Here is a 22351-nt window from a genome sequence, read left to right on the forward strand (position 1 = left end):
TGCGGCGCAAGCTCACCGAGGGCGAGCGGACGTTGACGGCGGAGCCGCGTGAATGAGGCCCTTCGCGAGGAGGCCACCTCCCAGGGCGAAAAAGTAGAGATAGCCCCGGCGATCGCCGAAGCTCGCCAGGGAGCGCCGCAGCGACGCTCCAGGCCGAAGCTCCATCAGCCCGCTGAGCCCGCGTAGGGCACCGACGTCGCCCGGCGGGAACACGTCGAGACGCCTGAGACCCCGAAGCAGGACCAGGCTGGCGCTCCAGGGGCCGATGCCCGGTAGCTCGTCGAGGGTCCTGAGCGCATCGCTGATGGTCATGCTCGAGATCCCTCGCTCCGAGAGCTCACCCGACTCGATCGCTCGGGCGACGTGCCGGAGCGACTCGGCCTTCACGGCGCTCAGGCCGCATCTCCGCAGCGCATCGAGACGAGCCTCCGCGATCGCCTGGGCCGTGGGGAACGCCCGGAAGCGGCGACCGCCCTGCTCGAGGTACCTGCCGAAGCGCTCGACGAGCCGGCCGACGATCGCGATACCGGCGTCCAGGCTCACCTGCTGGAAGGGGATCACGTTCGCGAACGCCTCGAAGAGGTCAGCGAACCGCGGGGGTCGCATGCCTCGCAGTGCGAGCGCCGTGGCGCGGAGCCGGCGCTCGGCCTCGAGCACATGTTGCAGAGGTTCTGGATCCAGATCCAGGCCGAGCACCTTGCGGAGGGTCCGCTCAAGCCCGGCGATCGTGGCGGTGGAAGGGTCGCCTCCTCGGACGAAAAACCGAACATCGGGGCTGTCGATGGTCCCGCGGTTCTCCACTTCGACCAGCGCGAGATCGTCGCCCGTCGCCACCACCCGTTTGTAGCGCTCTCGCTCCCAGACCTCGACCGGGTTTGCCGGTCGTCGCTGCAGAACGCGCACGGTCGCCTCGAGGTGGAACGGCGCTCGGGTCCTGAGCCGCCCTTGCGCGACCGCTTCGCCTGGGCACGTGGCGTGCGTTTCCAGAGACCGATCGTGCGGGCATCTGCTCGGGTCCGCGTCAGCAGCCAGTGAATTCCTCCGTCCGGATATCATCGTCATCGACACCGGCCTTGTTCAGCATCGCGCGGAGGCCCGCGACCATCGCGCGTGGACCAGCCAGATGACAGAGCGGTCCTGTGATCTGGTCCCCCGGCGAGGCGCTGCTCTGCAGGTGCTTCCCGATGAGCGCGGGCTTGTCGAACCGGAGCGCCAGCGTTCGTTCGGCCACCTCGGATCGTGTCTCCAGCTTCAACGAATAGAGGGGCCACTTTGCTTCGGTGGTCATGTCTCTCCCATGAACAGCCGCGAGATCAGCGCATGGCTTGGATCCACTCCGTCGAGCCCGTCCCGCAGCCCGGTGGGACTGAGGCATCGCATCGGTACACTTCGCACTTGGGGTCCTCGGACGGGCTGTCAAGCCGCCCTTCTCTGTTCTTGCACCCTGCAGGCGCACCTCAGCGGTTACATCGGCGCCTGGACGTAGATGCAGCGCGTTCGGGCCGCCCGTCTGCGCTCACGCGGCCTGGGCTGCGTGAGCGGCTCGGCGAGCGGTTCTTCCGCGGCGAGGAGATCGCGATACCGCCGATCAGCTACGATACCGACGCTGTCGAGGAGCTCACGGGCAGGGCCGGCGGATCCGTGTGGGTCTGCTCCTTCGGCGTGCCGGTGCGCGACGCCGAGGCCGCGGGGCGGCGCAGCGACGCACGGCGGCCGCGGCGCGCGCACCGGCGCCGGAGCGAGACGAACGGGGAGAGGCGCCGCGGTCGGGGGCAAAGCCCCGTGGAGAGGCTCCTCCTCACAGGCGGTGAGCGCTCCTCCAGCTAGGACGAACAGTGCGGCGGGCGGACTTCTGTGCTGCTGTCCACCACGAAGCCTCGAGCAGATCGCCTGATGACGAGGTAGGTGGGCGTGCTGCTCATGTACTCGGCGAGCGCCGGCGGCGCCGGGATCCGAGCGGTCCAAAGCCACGCGGGGGCGTGCGGCGGCGTGGCGCAACCGGACACGTCGGCGAGCTCGATGCGCTCCGCGGCACGGGCGCGCTGCAGGCGCAGGTGCTGAGCGCTCAGCCCGGGCGAGCCGCTCGCCGCGGACCTGGCTTCGCTCCAGGGCTCCTCGAGCCAGGCATCGACGAACGACTCGAGGTCGCTCGGCACATCGGCCACCGGGCACGGTGAGGCGTCGAGCACCGCGCTCACGCGGGCGGGCTGCCCGCGGGGCTGCCGGACGACGACGAAGGCCTCTCGGCTCCACGCCTGCGGCGGATCGTGCTCCGCGTGGAGCTCAAGACCGAAGACCCACGCGCGCCCTCCAGCGCGGGGCTCGCACGCCCGGACGGCGCCGTACTGCCAGCGGACCCCCTCGGCGTCGAGCGCCCGTAGCAGCGCCGTCGCCTGCGTCCCTGCGAGCTCGGTCGGGCTCTCCAGCCTGTCTCGATACGCCGGCACGCCGAGCCAGCGCTCGACGAGCTCGTAGGGCGCGGCGCTGCCGTCGTTGCTCCGCAACCACCGCTCGCAGAGCCGCTCCGTCTCGCGGTCCGCCTCGGGCGATTCGCCTGGATAACCATCGCGACAGCGGACGAATCGATTCACGTCGTAGGCCGACGTGGAAGCGCTGTACTTGCCGTCGTACTCGATCACGATGCGCCCGCCGAAGCCATCCACGGGATGGAGCCTCCAGAAGCCGAGACGTAGGTCCGAAAAGCCGTGCGTCCTCGTCGGGAGCGGGCGCAGCAGCGCGGGCACGTCGGCCACGACCCGCAGGCAGCGCGGGTACGCTTCGTTCACGAGCAGCCGCGTACCGGGACTCGTGAAAGCCGCCTGGAACTCGACGCGGAGATCCCGCCGGCCGTCGGCGTTCAGGTCCAGATCGGTGTCGACCGTGAACGGGAACTGACCGTCCCAGTCATGGATACCGCGGGTCGCGAGGTCCTTCGGACAGGAGCTATCGGCCAGGTCGCTGATCCGGTACGCGAAGCCATCGACGCCCGGTGGCACGCCTGACTCGGTGTACTCCGCCGAGCGGACCCGGCCTCGCAGCGCGTACCTGCCCGGCGCGAGCTCCACCGACAGCGCCGGGCCGCACGCCAGCACGTTCCCTGGGCCGGTATCGGACATCGCCTGCACGCTGATCAGCGCGCGCGTCGTCGTCAGCTCCGGCGACGGGAACGGCCCCGTGCTGGCCCACAGCCGCAGGGGCTTCGGCACCTCGATCACCCAGAGCGGCGGATTCGCGGCGTCCGCCGCCATGGCCTCGCAGCCGAGCTCGGCTTCCGTGCGCGCCGGCGTGAGCGGCTCGGGTCGCGCGGCGTACTCTCCAGGCCGCCATTCGAGCACGGGGACCGCAGCCGCGCCGCGAGGCGGCGTGACAGCCACGACCGCATCGAGAGGCGGCGCTCTCCCTGTCGCAGGCGTGGCCACGATCGGAGCGGCAACGTCAGTCGGTCCGAGCGCTCCGGCTTTACGTGGGATCTGCGAGGGAGCGCTCGCTGCCGGCCCGCACGCGCACAGGCTGAGCCCAACAGCGACCAGATTCCGGCCCAGACGCGGCCCGAGTGTGCCCGGAGCTGGACTCCCTCGCAGACGCTCGCCATCGTTCATGCCGCGGCGCGCCAGCAATCCGCGCGCCGTACGCCGCATGCCATCGGCGCCGTCTCTTTCATGATTCGCGCACCGGAACCGTCGTCATCGGGACACAGCGACCGTGGGCGTCGAGACGCGCTCGGCGTCGACGGGGGCCATGGAAACGGCAGGAAGCAGGGCGGCTCGTACAGGTTTCATCGGCCTGATCGCTCGGCCGAGAGCGGGCTCAAGCTTCGACCCGCTCCTCGGCTTCCCATCGCCCGATCGGCGCGTGCGCGATGATCGTCAGCTCGTTTCCCTCGATCGTGTAGTCCATGTCGAGCCCGCCCTCGGCCCGGACGCGCGCGAGGCCCAGACCCGAGATCCCGTCGATCATCGCCGTCTCCGTGATGAGCTGGTCGTAGTGCTTCACCGGGTCGCTCGCGGCTTTCAGCGCGATGAGCTGCCGCTCGACCTCGCGCAGGCGCTCGGGCGACGCCTCGTTCCGCGCGCGGATCTTCATGACCTGCGAGCTCTGGTCCTCCTCCAGCGCGAGCTCGAGGCTCACGCGAGAGCCGGAGGAGTACTTGGTGATGTTCTCGGCGAGCTCGTGCGCGGCCATGTAGAACCGCGAGCTCACATTCGCGTCGTCCAGCACCTGGCCGCAAAAGCTGGACACCAGCCGCAAGACCGCCGTGGACAGCCGCTCGTTCGGGAAGAACGTCACGCAGAGGAACAAAGAAGCACTCTGCGCCTGCTTGGGTGTTAACACGATCCGTGATTCTACGCGGTTTCCCTCCTGGCGCCAACCACGACTTTCCGTTCCCACTCCCGATCGCCTCCCCTACTCCCTCTCCGCCATACTCCCTCTCCCCCTACTCCCTCTCTTCTACTCCCTCTCTCCTCCACCGACCCATCCAGCGAGGCGTGTCCGCTCGAGCCCGACACGGCCCCCAGTGCGCCTCGAGCGCACCACGTCGCCGCCTTGCGGACACATCCTCAGCGGCGCCCGCACAAGGAGGTGACGTGCGCCCTGAAATCGCCGTACCGCATCGCACATCGCGAGCGCCCGTCATCGGTTGTTCTGCGGGGCAGGCGGCTCGTGCACGCCTCGTCTCTGCCGCGCCTGATGGCGCGGCGCTTCCGCCCGAACATCCCGCCTGGGTCGTCCAGGCGAGGCGCGACATCGTCGCGGTGAGTCGCTAGCATCGCCTCGGGGTATCACCGAGGTCGCGGCTCAGCGGTATCGTCTCGACGCGCGCTTGTCGCGGACGAACCGAGGAGAGCTGCCGTGAAACATCACAAGGATCTCTGGAAGCCCGCGTGTGCAGCGCTCGCCATGCTGTCGATGGCGTGGATCGCAGGCTGCGATCAGGGCGGTGGGGGCGAGGTCGTCAGCAACGGCACCAGCAAGGCGCGCGCGAACGTGGAGGACATCATCGACGCCCACCCGGACCTCAACGTCGCGACGGGCCTCTTGTCGTACAACGGGCCGGCCATCGTCGCCGCCGTCGAGGCGCTCGGGAAGAAGGGCAAGGTCATCCCGCGGTCGTCTTCGACCAGGTTGTGCACATCGTCCAGGAGCAGCGGCGCGTGCGGCGCACCGCCGAGGCGAGCGCCGCGCCGCCGCGCCAGCTCGAGGCGCCCCCCACCGCCGGCGCCGGGTCGCCGCCCGCCGGGATCAGCGGCGCGTCGCCGTGCGGCGGCGCGCCCGCGCGAGCGCGTAGCGGAAGCCGCGCGCCAGGTTCGCCTGCGTCACCATCGCGCCGACGTCCAGGCCCTGCGCGACCATCATCTGCGCGGCCTCCGGCGTCATGCCGACGAGCACCGCCTCGGCGCCGAGCAGCGCGGCCGCCTGCGCCGCCTTCACGAGCTGCGACGCCGCCGACGCGTCCACGACCGCCATCCCGGTGACGTCGATCAGCACGACGCGCGCGCGCTGAGCGCCGATCGCGCGGAGCATCGACTCGATGAAGTTGCCGGAGCGCTCGGCGTCCATGACGCCCACCACGGGCATCACCAGGATGCCGTCCGCGATCGGCACGACGGGGCTCGAGAGCTGGCGGATCGTCTGGAGCATCGCGGCCTGCTGCTCGTTGGCGCGCTCGAGCGCCGCGCTCCGCTCGGAGATGCGGCGGAACAGCCGGGCGTTCTCGACGCCGACCGCCACCGTGCCGGCGACGCGGACCAGGAACGACACGTCGCCCTGCCGGCACGCTCCGCTGCGACGGCTGCTCAGGACGAGGGCGCCCAGGACGGTGCCCCGGGCCTGCAGGGGCAAGGCGACGGCCGTGCGCGCGCCGGCGTGCGCGGGGGGCAGGGCGACGTCCGCGCGCGCCTCTCCCTCGTCGGGATCGATCACGAGCGGGCTGCCCGCCTCGATCGCGCGGCCCACGAGAGAGCCCGCCGGGATCGAGACCTGGTCCTCGATGACGGAGCGCGAGGGGGGCGGGAGCCCGATCAGCATGATCTCCAGCGCAGGAGCGACCGACGGGCCCCGAGCGCCCTGCCCGACGGCGACGCGGCGGGCCGCGTCGAGCGTGAGGTAGTCGCTCAGCGTCGTGGACCACGGCGTCCGCTCGAGGGTGACGCAATCAACGCCGGTGTGGAGGGTGCGCGAGGGCGGCAGCTCGGCGAGGGTCGGCTCGAGGCCCTGCGTGACCATCCGGTGGATCACCTCGACCGCGCGGAATCCCATGTCGTGCTCGCGCTGGACGATCGTCGCGTGGATCGCGCCCTGCCGGAGCAAGGCGACCGTGCCGGCCATGAGATCGAACCCGACGACCTTCAGATCGCCCGCCCTGCCGAGGGCCCGCGCCGAGAGCCCCCAGGACGGCCCGTTGTCGGCGGCGGCCCCGAAGGCGCCGGCGACGTCGGGCCGCGCCTCGAGCGCCGCCGTGGCGAGCCGCGTGCCGGCCTCGAGATCCCAGTCGCACGCGAGGGTCGGCAGCACCGTGAGGTTCGACCCGCGGGCCGCCGCGCAGAAGCCCTCGACGCGCTCGCGGACGCCCAGCGCGAGCTCCACGGCGCCGAGGGCCGCGACGACGCCGCCGCCCGGGAGCAGCCGCTTCATCACCTCGGCCGCCAGCCTGCCCGACGCCACGTTGTCCGTCCCGATGTAGAGCGGCGCCCGGCTGCCCGGGATCGGCGGCGTGTCGATCACGACGACCGGGATGGCCACCTCCGCGGCCTGCCGGAACGCCTCCTCCGCGTTCTCGGGGTTGCTGGGCGCGATGAGGATGCCGGACACCCGCCGGCGGATCGCCTCGTCGAGCAGGGCGCGCTGCGAGCCCTCGCCCTGGCCGCCGTGGCCGGTCCGGAAGTCCACGGTGACGCCCAGGGGCCGCGCGGCGCTGTCGGCGCCGGCGCGGATGTTCTGCCAGTAGGTCGTCGGCTCCGACGTCGGAGCCCGGTACACGCGGGCGCGGCGGTCGCCCCGGCCAGGCGCGAGGCTGTCTTCCTCGAGCAGCCACAGCTCAACCGTGCTCCAGTCCGGATCGAGCTGCACGCTCTTGATGCCGTGAGCGATGGTCTCGATGAGGTCGTGCAGCGCGACGGTCGTGCCCACCGCGCTCAGCAGCTTCTCGAAGAGGCGGATCTCCTGCGCCGCGCTCGCCTTGTCGTCATAGAGCCGGTGGCGCTCCAGCGCGTGTCCGGCGGTGTCCGCGAGGGCCTCGATCGTGGCGCGGCGCGCCTCGTCCGGAGACTCCAGGGTCGCCTGCTCGATGGCGAGGTAGCCGACCGGCTCGCCGTACAGCTGGATGGGCGCGACGAGCATGCCGGCCCCCTCCGGGACGGCGCCGCCGATCCCGAGCGCGAAGGGCAGGTACGCCCGGTACCACGCGCGCGCATCGACGACGTAGCTCCCGCGCACGGCCTCGGGCGTCGCCTGGGCGAGCGCGGCCCCGTCGCCGGCGAGCTCCGGGGCGACCGGCATGTGCACACCGGGTCCAGGGGGCGCGTCGAACCCGACCAGCGCGCGCGCCACGAAGCGGTCGCCCTCGCGGAGGAGCAGGCTGCCGCGCGGCGCGCGCGAGAGGATGGCCATGGCCCGCCGCACGATCTGCTGCAGGACGGCGAGGAGGTCGGGCACCTTGAGCATGCGGGCGTACCGAGGGGCCATCACGAGGCGCGATGAGCTGGCTTACAATGCGCGAAACGCCTTGCCTCTTTCAAGATCGCTCCCAGCCTCGCGACGACTGCAGCATGGATCTCGCCGGAATCCGCCCGAGCTTCAACTGGTTCGCGCTCTATCCGATCAGAGAAGCGTGCGCCGCAGCCGGGCACGCTCTCGGGCCTCATCCCTTCGATCCCATCAAAACACACAGGCAGTCAGGCACGGTGTCGAGCGCGCCGGCCCAGGCGAAGTCGACATAGACGCGCTGGCTACCGGGCGCCCCGACAGCGATGTCCGAGAGGCCGTCTCCATGGAAGTCCGCCGAGGCGCCGAGCTCGCTCACGTTCTGCTGCTCGCTCACGTTCTGCTGCGACTGAGGGTCTCGCCGCGCGCCTCTCGCGACCCGGCCCGGGAGAGGCGATCGCGCGCGGCCCGGCTCGGGAGAGGCGGCGACCCGCGCCGGGCGCGCGCCGCGAGGGGGCGGCGCTCAGGGCGCCTGGCAGGAGACGCGGTGGATCGGCGCCTCGTCCCCCTCGCCGATCGTCACGTAGTCCCACCCGCCGGGCACCCAGGCGATCGCCTCCCCCTGGTCCTCGTCGGCCGCCGGCATCTCGCAGGGCGGCCCGGCCAGCGCCTGCGCCACGGTCTGATCCGGCGCCATCGGATAGAAGAAGACGTGCGAGTACGTGCGGAGCAGCACGCCGGCGCCGTCCGGGTGCACGTCGCCGCCCGTGAATTGCGGCTTGCCCACGGGCGCCTTGATCGAGCCCGCGCCAGCGAGCGTCGCCGGCCGGCCGGCGGCAGGTCGCGTCGATAGCTCGTAGATGCGGGCGCTCTCCTTCTTCTTCTTCACCTTCGTCACCACCGTGAACGCGCCGGTGACCGGGTGGACCAGCAGCGTCTCCGCGTTGTGGCTCCCGTCGGGGTACGCGAGCGAGATCGCCTCCGCGGACAGCGCGCGCGGCGCTCCCCCGAGCGCGTCCGGCTCCCTCACCTCGTAGAGCGCATAGCCGTCGCGCTCCCGGTCGTTGTCGCCGATGTCCCCGAAGAACAGGCAGCTCCCCCCGCCTGCGCCGCACGGGCCCCGCGCGACGTCCTCCCAGTCGACCGCGGTCGCGCCCGTCACCCCGAACTCGCCCCGCGGCGCGCCGTCAAGCCCGATCGCAAAGAAGCGCGGGGCATCGCCCGAGTCGTTGTGGAGGTACAGCGCGTCCGCGTGTACCGCAGAGGCGACCACGCCGGAGCACTCGGCGAGATCGCCCTTCGGCAGCGCGCCGACCCGCGCGACCCCGCCGCAGCGGGGGCAGCCCGAGGTCCGCACCGCCACGCCCGCCGGCGGCCCCGCGCCCCGGCAGCCCGAGGCGAGCAGCGCCAGCGCGAGCGCGGGCTGCAGGAGCCACCGGACTGTAGCTTTGCGACTCCAATGCAACGCGCGGGGATACAGCGGCGATATCGAGGGCTTGCCAAGGATTCCGCTAGCGGACATCCGGTGAAATTTATGTCATCATGGCGTACATACAGTAACAATTTCGCGACGCCGCGGCGGCGCGACCCACGTGGCCCTGACGATCGAGGAGGCCGCCATCCTGGACGTCATCGAGAGATACGAGTTCAAATACCTGGTCCCGGAGCGGCTCGTACCAGCGATCCGGGAAACGGCGCGCGCTGTCGGCCGGAGGGACCGGTACGCGAACGAGGACGGCTCGTACCGCATCCGCTCGCTCTACTTTGACACGCGCGGGTTCGACCTCTTCTGGGCGAACTCCCGTGAGCAGCGGGACCGCTTCAAGCTGCGGGCGCGCACCTACCCCGGCAAGAAGAGCCCGGTCTTCCTCGAGGTGAAGCGGCGCGTACAGGACGTGATCATCAAGTCGCGCGCGTGCGTGCCTGCGGACGAGTGGCGGGAGCTGCTCGAGCACCACCGCCCCGCCGCGCTGGAGCGGCTCGCGCCGGGCCCGCGGAAATACGCGGAGCGGTTCATCAGCGCGTTCCACCGCCACGATCTCCGGCCCGTGGTGGTCGTCGACTACGAGCGCGAGGCCTACGAGAGCACCCTCGACAAGTATGCGCGCATCACGTTCGACCGGAGGGTCGTCTGCCAGCGCAGGGAAGCGCTGGATCTCGACGCGCCCGACGGGAGGTGGCGCCCTGTCGACCACCCCGTCCAGACCCAAACGCACGAGCCCGTCTGCGTCCTCGAGCTCAAGTTCGAGCGCAGGCCGCCCGCGTGGATGGCGGCGCTCGTGCAGCGCCTCGAGCTCGTCCGGCACTCGTTCTCCAAGTACTGCTTCAGCGTCAACGCGCAGCTGACGCTCCCGGAGGCGCGCGCGGCCCGGATCGAGGGAGGGCCGCGGCCATGATGGACTGGCTGACGACGGTCTCGCAGGGCGAGGCCATCGAGTGGCGCAGGGCGCTCATCGCCCTCCTCGTCGCCTTCGGGCTCACGCAGGGCATCGCCGGCGTCTACATGCTCACGTTCCGCGGCCTCTCGTACTCGCGGACCATCGTCCAGAGCATGGCGCTGGGCAGCATCATCACGTGCACGCTGATGCTCGCCGTCGGCAACAACATCGCGGCCGGCATCGGGATCGCCGGGGGCGTCAGCGCGATCCGGTTCCGCACCACGATGCGCGATCCGCGCGACGTCGTGTTCGTCTTCGCGTCGCTCGCCATCGGCATGGCGAGCGGCGCGCAGGCCTACGGCGCGGCGATCGCCGGGGCGGGGATGTTCGCCGGCGCGACGCTGATGCTCCACGCCACCGGCTACGGGTCGCGCCGGCAGCCGGACGGGCTGCTCCGGTTCGTCGCGCCGTCCGGGCCGGCGGGCGCGGACCTCGGCGGCGCGATCGCGGGCGTCCTCCGCGAGCACTGCGGCTCCTTCTCGCTCGTGACCCTGCGCGAGGCGGCGCAGGGCGCCGTCATGGAGCACGCCTACCAGATCAGCGTGCGCCACCCCGACCTGCGGGTGCGCCTCGTGACGAGCCTTCAAGCGCTCCCCGGAGTGGAGGACGTGAGTCTGATGCTCCAGGAGCCGACGCTGGACCTCTAGTGATGCATCTCTGGCGAATCCGATCCGCGCTCTCCTCCGTGACCCCCGCGCTGACGATGCTGGGCACGCTCGGCCTCGCGGCGTGGCTGCGCTTCTCCGGCGCCCCGACCGGCGGGATCTTCGCGTTCGCGCAGGCCGACGTCGAGATGGTCGCCGCGATCGAGGTCGGGCGGGTGGCCTCGATCGAGGTCGACGTCGGGGACGAGGTGACGCCGGGTCAGGTGCTCGTCACGCTCGACAGCGGCGCGATCGACGCGGAGCTCGCCGTGGCGCGCGCCGACGTGGAGCGCCTCCGGGCGCTGATCCCCGCGGAGCACGCGCGGCTCGATCTGGAGCTCGAGGCGGGCGTCGAGGACCTGAAGCTCGAGCTCGCGCGCGAGGTCGAGGAGCAGCGCCGCGCGAGCGCCGAGGGCCAGGTGCTGGCCAGCGAGATCTCCCGGGTGAAGCGGCTGATCGAGGACAAGCAGGCGAGCCTCGACGTCCTGGGCTCGCTCGACGTGCAGCGCGCGGGCGTCGACGCGATCGCGACCGAGAAGCCCCGCACCATCCAGCTCCTCCGCGCGCAGATCGCGGTGGCCGGGGAGCGCCGGAAGAAGCTCCTCCAGCAGGCGAGCCCGGAGACGGCGAAGATCGAGGCGGACCTCGCGATGGCGAGGCGGAGCGCCGAGCAGCTCGAGGTGCTTCGCGCCCAGCAGACGCTGCGCGCGGCGCACGGCGGGCGCGTCTCGGCGGTGCGCAAGCGGCCTGGCGACGTCGCCGTGCCGGGCGACCCGATCGTCGAGATCGCCAACGCGCGCGGGCAGGTCATCGCCTGCCTCCCGGACAACTCGGTGCTCCACGTCGAGGCGGGCGACACCGCGACGCTCTGGGCGCGCGGCGGGACCGGGCGGCCGCTCACGGGCAGGGCCGTCACGGTCGGGGCGATGGTGACGCAGCTGCCGCTCCGCTGCTGGACGGACCTGAACGTGCCGGTGTGGGGCCGCGAGGTCACGATCGCGCTCGATCACCCGGTCGATCTGCTCGCCGGCCAGCCGTTCGATGTCGCCTTCGAGCGCTCGAGCACCGCGCCCCCCGCGCCGCCGGCCCCCGGCGCGCCGGCCGCCCCCGTGGCGAAGGGCGCGCCCGCGGCGGCGCCGCCCGCCCGGGCCGCCGACGCGCTCCGCATGACGGTCCCGGCGGCGTTGCGGCAGCGGACGCGCTTCGAGCCGTCCGGCATCCTGCCCCGCCCCACGGAGGCGCGGTACCTCCTCGTCAGCGACGACACGGGCCACAAGGACGAGAAGGATGAGGGCGTCCCCTGGCTGTTCGCGATGTCCGCGGCCGGCGCCGTCGATCCGGAGCCGGTGCCGGTGAACGGCGTGAAGGAGCTCGCGGACATCGAGTCGATCACCGCGGGCGACGGGGGCGACGTGTACCTGCTCTCATCGCAGGGCTACAGCGCGAAGGGCAAGCGCAAGAAGGCGCGCACCGCGCTGCTCCGGCTGAAGCCGGACGGCCGCGGCTTCCGCGTCGACGCCGAGGCCCACCTCGCGGAGCTGCTCGACGCCGCGGGCCCCGCGGCCCTCGCGCAGCTCGGGCTCCCTGGCGGCACGCGCCCGCTCGAGATCGAGGGCATGGCCTACCGCGACGGCGCGCTCTACTTCGGGCTCAAGTCGCCGCTCGACGCCGAGGGCAACGCGCTGATCTGGAAGCTCGGCGCGCCGCGCGCGCTCTTCGAGGCGCGGGGCCTCGATGGCGCCGGCCTCTCGCTCTGGGCGCGCGCGCGCGTCGACGTCGAGCTCGACGGCGCGCCTACGCCGGGGGGGATCTCCGATCTGTGCTTCCTCCCGGACGGCTCGCTCGCGATCGCCTCGACCCCGTCCACCGCCGACGGCGCCGCGGGGTCGCTCTTCCACGTCCTCCGCCCCGAGGGCGGCGTCCTCTCGCCCAGCCTCGTGCGGCGCTTTCCCGGCCAGAAGCCGGAGGGGATCTCGCTCGCGCTGTCCCCGGGCAAGCTGATCGTCGTGTTCGACGCCGGCGCCGAGGCGCCTTTCTTCCTCGAGATGCCGTGGCAGGGCTGAGCGGCGCAGGGCGGCGCCGTCCAGGCCCGGAGAGATCCCCACGAAGGCCGTAAGGCATGAAGATCACTGATATTTTCGCCCTCCTTCGCCGCCGCGCTGCGCGCGCGGCAGCGCGGCCCGCCGCGGCGGCGCTGTCGTCCGTCGCGTGCCTCTCGCTCGTGGCCTGCGCGGCGCCCGCGCAGCTCGAGGGGTCGGAGCGCGCGATCGCGCTCTACCGCGAGGCGCGCGCCGCGAAGGCGCAGGCGCGCGCGCGGGCGGGCCTCGCGGCGGGGCGCAGCGCCGCGCCGCGCGAGCTGAGCGCGGACGAGGCGGTCGCCATGGCCAGGGAGCAGAGCGGGACGGTCGCGTCGATGAGGGCGCGCGAGGCCACGGCCCGGGCGGCGGTCGACGCCGCGTCGGCGGGCACCTACCGGAACCCGGAGATCCGCGTCTCGCAGCTGCGCCTCGATCAGGTGCTCGATCGTGAGCCGCGCTTCTCGGCGGGCGTCCGCATTCGCCCTCCCCGGCCCGGCGAGGCCGGCGCGGCCGCGGACGTCGCGCGCGCGGACGTGGACGTCGCGCGCGCGGAGACACGCGTCGCGGAGCTCGAGCTCGAGGCCGAGGTCCGCTGGATGTTCGACGAGGTGCTGCTGCTCGACGCCGAGCTCGAGGCGCTCGGGGCGGTCGCCGCGACGCGCCGCCGCCTCGCGGACCAGGAGCGGGCGCGGGTCGCCGTATCGCAGGTGACCGCCGTCGACGAGGCGATGGCGGCGCTGTCGGCCGCGGTGGCCGAGGAGGACGGCGCGGCGCCGCGCGCGCGCCGCGAGGTCGTGCTCGCGGCGCTGCTCGATCGCGTCGGGCTCGACCCCGCCGCGCCGGTGCGCCTCGTGGGCGAGCCGCTCGCGACCGCGCCGCTCGTCCCCCTCGCGTCCGAGGAGGCGCTGATCGAGGCCGCGCTGAGGAACCGCCCGGAGATCGCGCTCGCGGCCGCCGAGCTCGACGCCGCCGGCGCGGAGGGCGCGCTGGCGCGCACGCTGCGCTGGCCGTGGTTCTCGTTCGTCGAGTTCGGCTACGAGTTCTCGCCCGCGACGCGCGACCCGATGGGCTGGACGTTCGAGGCCGGGATCGAGCTGCCGCTCTTCGACACGCACGCGAGCGAGGTCGCCGCCGCGGACGCCGGGGCGGTCGCGGCGCAGCGCACGCTCGCCGCCGAGGTCCAGCGGGTCGCGCGCGAGGTGCGCGATCGGCTCCGGGAGGCGCGCGCGGCGGGGGCGCTTGTCGAGGAGTTCAGGGCGCGCGCGCTCCCGGCCGTCGAGCGCGCCGGGGTCGAGGTCGCGCGCGCGCTCGACAGCCGCCAGATCGACGGGGTGCGCGCGCTCGGCCTGGAGGAGCGGGGCGCCGCCGCGCGGGTCAAGCTCCTGCGGCTCGTGCGCGAGTACCGGACGGCGCTGGCCGAGCTGCGCATCGTGGTCGGCGGCCCGCTGGACGCGAGCAGGCCGGCGGCCCGGCGCTGAGCTCCGGGGCTCCGGCCATCCAGTTCCAGGGACAGCCCGATCCGGCGCTGCGCGGCGCTTCACGGCCACGGGCTCGACGTGAAGCGCGCGGTGGCGCCCCGGCTGTCTCCATGCGTCCTGCGCCGTTGCTCTTGCTCCGAGGCGGCGATCTGCGCCTCTCCTGAGCGGTTGAGCTGCGCCTCGCGCAAACCGGCCGCCTCCCGGCCCTTCAGCGTGCTCCGCGACCTTGCGTGCAGCGCTCTCCATCGTGGATCTGGCCGCTTGAGCTGCGGCCGGTCCAATCGGAGCTCCACGCCTCCGCGTGTCCGACGGTGAGCTTGATGGCGAGGAGAGCTGCGCGCGTATCGCGAGCGGCTGTTCAGCCTCGCATCAACGGTCTCCAACGACTCACGCCCATCCAGGGTCGCGCGACGCACCTCTCACGCGGGCTGGACCAGCCGCGAGCGGCCGCCACCGCCACGGCATCAATCGATGTCAGCCAGGTCAGCACGGCACGTGCCAGTAACGAACCCATGGCAAAAAGCGCGCGATGCCGGCATTCTCGCCACCACCGCTGCTGATCCGCTGCTGCCTGGGAAGCAGCGGATCAGCAGCGCAGCTGGCCAGGACGCCGGATGGACATGGCGCGTGGGTCGAGCACCGATCATCGGAACACGGCGCCCCAGGCGAGGTGGCACCATCGCCGCGAGCCATGGAAGGACATCACACGAGGCGAGTGTGCTTGCCAAGTCGAGAGGAGCAGAGTAAGAGTCGTTCGCAGGACGAGCCCGCGGCCGCGCAGCCGACATCGAGGCGGTGTCGGCTGCGGCTCCGGACGCGACAGACGAGGGTCTTCTCCGGGAGGACTACCGGGTCATCGCGCTCGCTCCCGCGGCGGCGAGGGGCGAAGCCACCTGTCCGTGCTGTGGCGCGCGGGTCGCGCCGAGCGCTCCTGGTCGCCCATCCGATGATCCGAGCGCCCGCCAGACGTTCAGCCAGTTGAGCAAGAGGAACCGATGTCACGAGCTACAGTCACGTTGAAGACCCGGGACGGTCAGACCGAAGCATCCGTCTTCCGCCCCGACGCTGGTAAGGGTCCCTGGCCCGCGGTGCTGGTGTACCAGGATGGCCGCGGCATTCGTCCCGCGCTCTTCGAGCTGGGGGAGCGCATCGCGCAGGGCGGCTACTTCGTCCTGTTGCCCGATCTGTTCTATCGCGGCGGCCCCTATCAGGCGCCGGACGCCGAGACCTTCACGCGCGATCCGGAGTTTCGCAAGCAGTGGCAGCAAAAGTACATCGCCACGGCCACGAAGGCCAACGTGCGCTCGGACACGGAGGCGTTTCTCGCCTTCCTGGCAGCCGAGCCCGATGTCCGCTCGCTGTCGATCGGCACCACCGGCTACTGCATGGGAGGCGGGTTGTCGCTGTCGGCCGCCGGCCAGTTTCCCGACCGTGTGATCGCGGCGGCGTCTTACCACGGCGGCAACCTGGCGACCGACGACCCGGAGAGCCCGCACCTCCTCGCGCCGCGCGTTCGAGCGCGCGTCTATGTCGCGGGCGCGGTCGAGGACGCGTCGTTCCCGGACCAGCAGAAGCAACGCCTGAGCGACGCGCTCGATCAGGCCGGCGTACAGCACACGGTCGAGACGTATGCAGGCGCGAAGCATGGCTGGGTCCCCTCGGATTCGGCGGTGTACAACGAGGCCGCGTCCGAGCGCCACTACCAGACGTTGCTCGCGCTGTTCGACGCGACGCTCAAGGCGGCGGCTCCGAAGAGCTGAAGAAGAGGAGAACCATGACGGATTTACCCACTCGCCTGCTCGGACGCACCGGCGTCCGCGTCACCACGCTCGGCTTCGGCGCCATGGAGCTGCGAGGCGCCCCGCGCGGCCCGGAGCTCTCGGATCAGGAGGCGGAGCGCATCCTGAACGACGTGCTGGACACCGGGATCAACTTCATCGACACCTCCATCGATTACGGTCGCAGCGAGGAGCTCATCGGGCGCCACATCTCGCGCCGCCGGAGCGAATACTTCCTGGCTTCGAAATGTGGCTGCGTCGTCGGCGGGGCCCAGGGTGAGCATGTGCACACGGCACAGAACATCCGGCACGGCGTGGAGAACAGCCTGCGCCTCCTGAAGACGGACCACCTCGACCTGGTGCAGTTTCACCGGAGCCTCACCCGGCGAGAGTTCGAGCAGGACGGCGCGCTGCAAGAGGCGCTGAAGCTCAAGGACGAGGGCAAGGTTCGTTTCCTAGGCGTCTCGGGCACGCTGCCCAACCTGGTGGAGCAGATCGAGATGGGCGTCTTCGACGCCTTCCAGATCCCGTACTCCGCGCTGCAGCGCGAGCACGAGGACGTGATCAGCAAGGCCGCCGAGGCCGGCGCGGGCACCATCATCCGCGGCGGCGTCGCGCGCGGCGCGCCCACCGATTGGCAGCGTACGAACTATATGCTGCCGGGCACCACCATGCAGGACCGGTGGGAGCGGGCCAGGCTCGACGAGCTGCTCGACGGCCTGAGCCGGATCGAGTTCACCCTGCGCTTCACGCTCTCGCACCCGGGCCTGAGCACCACCATCGTCGGGACCCGGAACCCGCAGCACCTGCGCGACAACCTGACGTTCGCAAGGAAGGGTCCCTTGCCGAGCGAGGTGGTCGCCGAGGCGAAGCGGCGCTTGAGCCAGGCGGGATCGGCGCCGGAGCCCGTGCCCGCGGCGGCCGCGCGCCCGCCCAGCGCGGCGCAGGTCTCCGCGGCGATCCGGCCCTGAGGAGCCGCGCTGGACAGCGACCCTCCCGCCGTGGCGGGAGGGTGCAGGGCCTCGCTGCTCCGGAGCCAGAGCACCGTCGTCGCGGCAAAGCGCCTTGGTCGTGCGCAGTCGTCAGGGCGGCGCCTACCCTCTGGGTGTCGAGGTCCTGTCGAGGAATTCGCGCACGTCCTGCGGGAGCTCGCGGTGAAACGCCTCGCGATCGAACCCGGCGGGGTCGCTGGCGGGCAAGAAGCCCGGGGTCCGCATCGGGGGAGGAAACGGGCTCAAGAAGGAGAAATGGCCTGCATTCTCGACGATCTTGAACGTGACCTGCGCCCGGTCGGGAATGAGGTCGAGCACGAGCTGCCCTTGCCATCTCGGCGTCATGCGGTCGTGCTCCGCGACGAGCAAGAGGATGGGCACCGTGACGTCCTGCAAGGAGTCGTTGAGGCCGAACCAGCCCGTCGCCGGCGCCATCAGGACCAGCGCCTTCACGCGCGGGTCCTTCGTGACCTCGACCCGCTGCCCCGGCCCTGCCCAGGGCTGCCCGCCCGCGACGGCGAGCGCGGTGTAGCCCCCCATGGAGTGCCCGATGACCGCGATGTCATCGCCCCGCAGGTGCGGCCCGATCTCCGCATCGGAGCAGAGGGCATCCACCGTGAGGCGGACGTGCCGGGGTCGATCCCGGAGGTTCTCGACCGTCTCTGACATGGATCGATCATTGCGATTGTCCCCGGGGTGCTCGGGCATCGCGACGACGTATCCGCTCCGCGCGAGGTGGGAAGCGATCGTCCGGTACACGAGGGGTGAGCTGCCGCTGCCGTGCGAGAGGACCACGAGGCGCCGCGGGCCCCCGTCGACGGGGGCGTTCGGGGCGACCTCGAGCGAGTAAGGACCCATCGCGACGATCTCGGCGGGGACGTGCGTCGGGTACATCAGCAGGACCGGGAAGGAGAGGTCCTGCACCTCGTCTCGCACGACCAGGCGGCGGCTGCCAGCGAATCGAATCATGCTTGTTTCTCCGGAGGTCATCTGGGTGAGCGGAGGGCCACGGGAGGTGGTCTTCTACTGGAGCGGGAGGAGGATGTCGGTGACGCCCTCGTGATCGGGCACCTCCGGGAAGAAGCGCACCCGGTGCAGAAAGAGCGGGAAATCCCGCGGCGCCTCTCCGCTCGCGGGGAGCCAGGTCGCGTACAGGTGCCTCGCGGCCTGGAAGAGCGTGTCATCGCCCCCGATGTGCCGCAGCACGGCGCAGCGGCCGCCGGGGATCGTCTTCTCGACGACGCCGGACGGGTTCTCTGACACAGGGCGATGGATGGCCGCGCAGAGGTCGATGCGGTAGGCCTCCGGCGGGGTATCGGCCGGGTCGTCGTGGAGGATATTGAAGGTCGCGCTTCCCCTCGGCGGCAGCCTGTTCTCCTTGCGCCACCCGATGAACCGCCGCACCGATTCCAGGATGAGCTTCGGGTCGCCCCGGTGCTCGAGGGCGGCGACGCGCGTCTCCTCGAAGCGCGCGACCTGCACGTCTCCGGCACGATCGTCGGCCTGCAGGGGCAAGGTCCTCGCCTCTCTCAGGCGCTCGTGGGTCGCATGCCACGAGTCCCACCGGGGCTGCTCTCGGAACTCGGACGGGGTCTGGCCGAAGGCCTTCTTGAAGGCGCGGGAGAACGCTTCGGGGCTCTCGTACCCGCTCGCCATCGCGATGTCGATGATCCGGGCGCGATCCTGGAGGGCGAGCCGGTACGACGCGTGTCGCAGGCGGACGAGCTTCACGTACTGGTGGACGCCTATGCCGAAGAGCTCGGAGAACTGCCGGAGAAAGTGATACTTCGAGAACGCGGCGACGCCGCTCAGCCGCTCGAGCGTCAAGTCCTCGTCCAGGTGCGCGTCGATGTACTCGAGCACCCTGCGGAACCGGACGAAGCAGGCGTTCGCGGCGGCCTCGGTCAAGGCGGTGTCCTCCACGGCGAGCGACAGGGTAGCGAGGGGCTGCCCGTCATGCCTGACCGAAGTTGCTGAGCTTCAGGGCGACCCCTGGCGCGGGCTGCCCGTCCAGCGCAGGTCGGCGAGGATGGGGAGGTGGTCCGAGCCGAGATCCGGGCCGATCCACGCGCGCTCGGTGGTCCAGCCCGGCCCGGCGAGCACGTGGTCGATGCGGATACCGAACCAGCGCGTCCGCTTCGTCGTGCCGAACCCGAGCCCTGCGCGGGAGAACGCGTTCTCGAAGCCCGCCCAGAAGCGCCGGTAGATGGCGCTGTCGACCGGCATGTTGAGATCGCCGACGATCACGGCCGGGTGGGGCGCCTCGTCCACCCATTGCCTCGCGAGCTCGGACTCCCACGCGCGCAGCGCGATGACGCGGTCGTGCTCCGCTGCCTGCTTCCACAGGCCGTGGATCAGCGCCTCGATCGCGTCGCGGGGCGTCTCCAGGTGCAGGTTGAGGAGGCTGAAGGTGCGCGTCCCGGGCGCCGCTTGCGCGCCCAGCTGCGACGCGTCCGGCGCGTCCGCAGTCGCCTGCGGCGCGTCCGACGCCCCGACGTCGGCGCCTGGGCCGGGGGAGCCGGCCCGAGCGCCGGGGGTCGCGCGGTCCGGCAGCGCGATCGCGTAGCGTAGGATGGCGCCGTGGCCGCCTGCACGCCAGACGTCGCGGCGGTCCCTGGACTCGGCCTCGAGGAGCGGATACCGGCTCACGAGGCACATCCCGCGCTCGACGTGGACGAACCACCCCGGGAGGGCGGCAGTCAGCTCCGGCTCCGGCGTCGCGCACTCCTGCAGCGCGAGCACGTCGGGCCGGGACTCGGCCACGAAGCCCTTGAGTCGCTCCATGTTCATGGCGCGACTCCCCGTGTTGAACGAGGCGACGCGCAGATCGCCGCGGCCCGTCCCGCCGGCGATCGCCCGGAGCGAGAGGGAGTATCCCAGGATGGGCCCGACCACGATGGCTGACGCCAGCGCCGCCAGGAGGAGGGCACGGCGCTGCAGGAGGAGCGCGGCGGGCACGATCACGAGCAGAGGCAGAGCGAGGAGCTGGCGCGGGCCGAAGAGGATGAGCGTCGCGAGCCACCACCGGTCGCCCAGGACGGGCAGGGCGAGCCAGATCGCGACGACCACGACGAGGTAGAGCACGGCGCCGGCGAGCACGACGGCCCGGAGCCGGCGCCAGCGTGGCGGGGGCGGCGGAGGGCGCCGGGCGGCAGGCCCTTGCGGAGCGGAGGAGGATTCTGTGGATGGCTCGCTCTGGCGCATCGATGTCTTTCCGTGGGTGTGCTCGGGGGAACGCTCGCGAGCGCGGTGCTATCCGCGCTTCCGGGCCAGCTGCGCTCGCGGCGCCGGCGCCTTCTTCTTGGCCGGAATCCCCTCTTTCGCCAACGTCGTCTTGGCCGGAATCTCCTTCTTCGCCGCCGCCCCCGTCTTCGTCGCCTTCTTCTTGGCCGGAATCCCCTTCTTCGCCACCGCCTTCTTCGCCGGAGCCCCCTCGTCCCCCGGCTCCGGCGCCGCATCGTCGAGCGCCCGCAAGGCCCGCTTCGGCGCCACCGCGCGGTAGCTCTCCTCGATCCACTCGAGCAGCATCGCCTCGGGCACGCGGTCCTTCGGACCGAAGCGCCCTGTCACCCACCCGCTCTTGCCGAGGTTGTACCCGGTCGGCTCCGCAAACGGCAGCATGAGCGCGGCCTCGCCCGACTGCGGGAGCTTGGCGGTGACGCGGAGCTTCCCTTCGTGGGTGTTGAGGAAGACGAAGATCTTCCCGCGCACCTTGGCGACGCGATCGCCCCAGGGGAACTCCTCCACCGCCTCGGGATAGGCCAGCGCGGCGTCGCGCAGCCTCGCGAGGAGGGGAGTGAACGTCGCGCCGTCCTTGATCGTGGTCATTCGCCGAGCGTAGGGCGCACGCCGGCCCGCGTAAAGCCGGCGACGCTCGCCGCCTCGCCCGCGCGCTCAAGGGCTGACTTCCCCGGAGCCATCAGGTAGGGTGGGCCTCTCAGGAGCTATCCATGTTTTCGCTCGAGAACCGTGTTCAGGAGTATGCCTGGGGCTCGCGGGAGGCCATCGCGACGCTGCTCGGACAGGGACGTTCCGACAAGCCCCAGGCCGAGCTCTGGATGGGCGCCCACCCGGCGGCGTCCTCGTGCATCGAGCTCGACGGCGGCCGCGAGCGCCTGATCGACGCCATCCCCAGGCACGCGGACGCCTTCCTGGGCGGGCCGACGCGCGATCGCTTCGGCGCGCGGCTCCCCTTTCTGCTCAAGGTGCTCGCGGCCGACCAGCCGCTGTCGCTGCAGGCGCATCCGGACGAGGCGCAGGCGCGGCGCGGGTTCGACGCGGAGAACGCGGCCGGCACCCCCATCGACGCGCCCGAGCGCACCTACCGCGACCCCCACCACAAGCCCGAGCTCCTCTGCGCGCTCACCCCGTTCGACGCGCTCTGCGGCTTCCGGCCGGCCGACGCCCTGCCGGAGGTCTTCGAGCTCCTCGCTGGAGGTCCGGCGGACGCGCTCGTCCCGCGCGGCGCCGCGCCGGTCGACGCTGCCGCCGTCGCGCGGCTCTTCCAGGGCCTCCTTGCGCTCGACCCGGCGGCGCGGCGGGAGCTCGTCTCCTCGGTGGTCGAGGCGTGCCGGGCGCGCGCGCAGGCGGGCGGCTGGCTCGCGCGGGCCTCGGGCTGGGCGCTCCGCCTGCACGAGCTCTACCCGGGCGACATCGGCGTCGTGATCGCGCTCCTGCTCAACGATGTGCACCTCGAACCGGGCGAGGCGCTGTACCTGCCGCCGCGCCGGCTGCACGCCTACGTGCAGGGGGTCGGGATCGAGATCATGGCGAGCTCCGACAACGTGCTCCGCGGCGGGCTCACCCCCAAGCACGTCAACGTCGACGAGCTCGTGCGCGTCCTCGACTTCTCCCCGTGGCGCGTCGAGCCGGTCGCGCCGCGGCGGGCCGGCGCAGAGTCGTTCTACGACACCCCCGCGCCGGAGTTCCGGCTCTCCCGCATCGAGCTCGACGCCGTGTCCACCTGGAGGACGGACGACCGGCGCGGCCCGGAGATCGTGCTGTGCACCGGGGGACACGCGTCGCTGACCGATGCGCGCGGCGTCGCCCGCGATCTCCGCCAGGGCGGATCCATCTTCGTCCCGTTCGCCTCGGGGGCCTACGCCATCGAGGGAAATGGCCAGTTCTTCCGCGCCACCGTAGGCCTCTGAGGCCGAGTCGAACGGCGCCCCCCCGCGCCGCCGCCTCCCCCGACGCTGCTCCTGAAAACAGAGCATCAAAGAGCGCGGAGCCATCATCCCTTCTCCCCTCTGCGCCTCTGCTCCTCTGTGGCTCACCCTCTTCCTCTTCTCATGAAGCCACG

Annotated in this window: 19 protein-coding genes; 7 read left to right on the top strand and 12 right to left on the bottom strand. The window is 72.0% G+C overall.

Annotated features, from left to right (window positions below; translation table 11 throughout):
• Positions 1 to 12: 12 nt before the first annotated feature.
• The 8 genes from WMF17_RS24185 to WMF17_RS24220 form a co-directional block, all read right to left on the bottom strand.
• Entirely contained in the window at positions 13 to 1062 is a 1050-nt protein-coding gene (locus WMF17_RS24185; protein WP_437643472.1) for a DNA-3-methyladenine glycosylase 2, read from the bottom strand.
• Complete coding sequence (locus WMF17_RS24190; RefSeq protein WP_437595444.1) at positions 1022 to 1288, bottom strand: hypothetical protein; 267 nt, start codon at positions 1286 to 1288, stop codon at positions 1022 to 1024. The genes WMF17_RS24185 and WMF17_RS24190 overlap by 41 nt, the downstream gene beginning before the upstream one ends.
• Positions 1289 to 1823: 535 nt before the next feature.
• Positions 1824 to 3335 carry a hypothetical protein gene (locus tag WMF17_RS24195; RefSeq protein WP_437643474.1) on the bottom strand — a complete coding sequence of 504 codons (1512 nt, stop codon included), beginning with the start codon at positions 3333 to 3335 and terminating at the stop codon, positions 1824 to 1826.
• A gap of 472 nt (positions 3336 to 3807) precedes the next feature.
• Positions 3808 to 4332 (bottom strand): hypothetical protein, encoded by a 525-nt coding sequence (locus tag WMF17_RS24200; protein ID WP_437643476.1) that lies wholly within the window; start codon positions 4330 to 4332, stop codon positions 3808 to 3810.
• 599 nt (positions 4333 to 4931) lie between these two features.
• On the bottom strand, positions 4932 to 5132 hold the full coding sequence (locus WMF17_RS24205; protein ID WP_437595448.1) for a hypothetical protein: 201 nt from the start codon (positions 5130 to 5132) through the stop codon (positions 4932 to 4934).
• Positions 5133 to 5241: 109 nt separating this feature from the next.
• Positions 5242 to 7683: a substrate-binding domain-containing protein gene (locus tag WMF17_RS24210; protein ID WP_437651382.1), complete on the bottom strand. Its 2442-nt coding sequence runs from the start codon at positions 7681 to 7683 to the stop codon at positions 5242 to 5244.
• 175 nt (positions 7684 to 7858) lie between these two features.
• The gene (locus WMF17_RS24215) at positions 7859 to 8038 is read right to left on the bottom strand and encodes an FG-GAP repeat protein (RefSeq protein WP_437643478.1); all 180 of its coding nucleotides are present in this window, start codon (positions 8036 to 8038) and stop codon (positions 7859 to 7861) included.
• A 126-nt stretch (positions 8039 to 8164) separates the two neighbouring features.
• The gene (locus WMF17_RS24220; RefSeq protein WP_437643480.1) at positions 8165 to 9106 is read right to left on the bottom strand and encodes a hypothetical protein; all 942 of its coding nucleotides are present in this window, start codon (positions 9104 to 9106) and stop codon (positions 8165 to 8167) included.
• Positions 9107 to 9233: 127 nt separating this feature from the next.
• On the opposite strand from WMF17_RS24220, the gene WMF17_RS24225 reads away from it, so the two are divergent.
• The 6 genes from WMF17_RS24225 (at position 9234) to WMF17_RS24250 (ending at position 17028) form a co-directional block, all read left to right on the top strand.
• A complete protein-coding gene (locus WMF17_RS24225) occupies positions 9234 to 10037 on the top strand; it encodes a VTC domain-containing protein (RefSeq protein ID WP_437595453.1) in 804 nt (267 codons plus the stop codon).
• Positions 10034 to 10726, top strand: coding sequence for a DUF4956 domain-containing protein (locus WMF17_RS24230; RefSeq protein ID WP_437595454.1), 693 nt, complete (start codon positions 10034 to 10036; stop codon positions 10724 to 10726). Before WMF17_RS24225 ends, WMF17_RS24230 begins: the two co-directional genes overlap by 4 nt.
• Before the next feature lie 2 nt (positions 10727 to 10728).
• Positions 10729 to 12786, top strand: a complete 2058-nt coding sequence (locus WMF17_RS24235) for an HlyD family secretion protein (RefSeq protein WP_437595456.1) — start codon at positions 10729 to 10731, stop codon at positions 12784 to 12786.
• Positions 12787 to 12842: 56 nt separating this feature from the next.
• Entirely contained in the window at positions 12843 to 14279 is a 1437-nt protein-coding gene (locus tag WMF17_RS24240) for a TolC family protein (protein ID WP_437595457.1), read from the top strand.
• Positions 14280 to 15274: 995 nt separating this feature from the next.
• The gene (locus WMF17_RS24245) at positions 15275 to 16039 is read left to right on the top strand and encodes a dienelactone hydrolase family protein (RefSeq protein WP_437643481.1); all 765 of its coding nucleotides are present in this window, start codon (positions 15275 to 15277) and stop codon (positions 16037 to 16039) included.
• Between the two features lie 14 nt (positions 16040 to 16053).
• Positions 16054 to 17028: an aldo/keto reductase gene (locus WMF17_RS24250; protein ID WP_437643482.1), complete on the top strand. Its 975-nt coding sequence runs from the start codon at positions 16054 to 16056 to the stop codon at positions 17026 to 17028.
• Between the two features lie 123 nt (positions 17029 to 17151).
• On the opposite strand, the gene WMF17_RS24255 is transcribed toward WMF17_RS24250, so the two are convergent.
• The 4 genes from WMF17_RS24255 to WMF17_RS24270 form a co-directional block, all read right to left on the bottom strand.
• Positions 17152 to 18018, bottom strand: coding sequence for an alpha/beta hydrolase family protein (locus WMF17_RS24255; protein ID WP_437643484.1), 867 nt, complete (start codon positions 18016 to 18018; stop codon positions 17152 to 17154).
• A gap of 54 nt (positions 18019 to 18072) precedes the next feature.
• Positions 18073 to 18972, bottom strand: a complete 900-nt coding sequence (locus tag WMF17_RS24260; protein ID WP_437595463.1) for an AraC family transcriptional regulator — start codon at positions 18970 to 18972, stop codon at positions 18073 to 18075.
• Positions 18973 to 19029: 57 nt separating this feature from the next.
• Positions 19030 to 20148: an endonuclease/exonuclease/phosphatase family protein gene (locus WMF17_RS24265; RefSeq protein ID WP_437643486.1), complete on the bottom strand. Its 1119-nt coding sequence runs from the start codon at positions 20146 to 20148 to the stop codon at positions 19030 to 19032.
• A 153-nt stretch (positions 20149 to 20301) separates the two neighbouring features.
• A complete protein-coding gene (locus WMF17_RS24270; RefSeq protein WP_437643488.1) occupies positions 20302 to 20877 on the bottom strand; it encodes an MmcQ/YjbR family DNA-binding protein in 576 nt (191 codons plus the stop codon).
• A gap of 122 nt (positions 20878 to 20999) precedes the next feature.
• On the opposite strand from WMF17_RS24270, the gene manA reads away from it, so the two are divergent.
• Positions 21000 to 22199 carry a mannose-6-phosphate isomerase, class I gene (manA, locus tag WMF17_RS24275; RefSeq protein ID WP_437643490.1) on the top strand — a complete coding sequence of 400 codons (1200 nt, stop codon included), beginning with the start codon at positions 21000 to 21002 and terminating at the stop codon, positions 22197 to 22199.
• The last annotated feature ends 152 nt before the right edge of the window (positions 22200 to 22351 follow it).

It is taken from the genome of Sorangium sp. So ce362, from assembly GCF_051519845.1.
Lineage (GTDB): Bacteria > Myxococcota_A > Polyangia > Polyangiales > Polyangiaceae > Sorangium.

Excerpts from the sequence above, each read along its gene's own strand:
- WMF17_RS24185 (WP_437643472.1), bottom strand. The coding sequence starts at position 1,062 with ATGACGATGATATCCGGACGGAGGAATTCACTGGCTGCTGACGCGGAC.
- WMF17_RS24190 (WP_437595444.1), bottom strand. The coding sequence starts at position 1,288 with ATGACCACCGAAGCAAAGTGGCCCCTCTATTCGTTGAAGCTGGAGACA.
- WMF17_RS24210 (WP_437651382.1), bottom strand. The coding sequence starts at position 7,683 with ATGGCCCCTCGGTACGCCCGCATGCTCAAGGTGCCCGACCTCCTCGCC.
- WMF17_RS24230 (WP_437595454.1), top strand. The coding sequence starts at position 10,034 with ATGATGGACTGGCTGACGACGGTCTCGCAGGGCGAGGCCATCGAGTGG.
- WMF17_RS24235 (WP_437595456.1), top strand. The coding sequence starts at position 10,729 with ATGCATCTCTGGCGAATCCGATCCGCGCTCTCCTCCGTGACCCCCGCG.
- WMF17_RS24240 (WP_437595457.1), top strand. The coding sequence starts at position 12,843 with ATGAAGATCACTGATATTTTCGCCCTCCTTCGCCGCCGCGCTGCGCGC.
- WMF17_RS24245 (WP_437643481.1), top strand. The coding sequence starts at position 15,275 with ATGTCACGAGCTACAGTCACGTTGAAGACCCGGGACGGTCAGACCGAA.
- WMF17_RS24250 (WP_437643482.1), top strand. The coding sequence starts at position 16,054 with ATGACGGATTTACCCACTCGCCTGCTCGGACGCACCGGCGTCCGCGTC.
- WMF17_RS24255 (WP_437643484.1), bottom strand. The coding sequence starts at position 18,018 with ATGATTCGATTCGCTGGCAGCCGCCGCCTGGTCGTGCGAGACGAGGTG.
- WMF17_RS24270 (WP_437643488.1), bottom strand. The coding sequence starts at position 20,877 with ATGACCACGATCAAGGACGGCGCGACGTTCACTCCCCTCCTCGCGAGG.
- manA (WP_437643490.1), top strand. The coding sequence starts at position 21,000 with ATGTTTTCGCTCGAGAACCGTGTTCAGGAGTATGCCTGGGGCTCGCGG.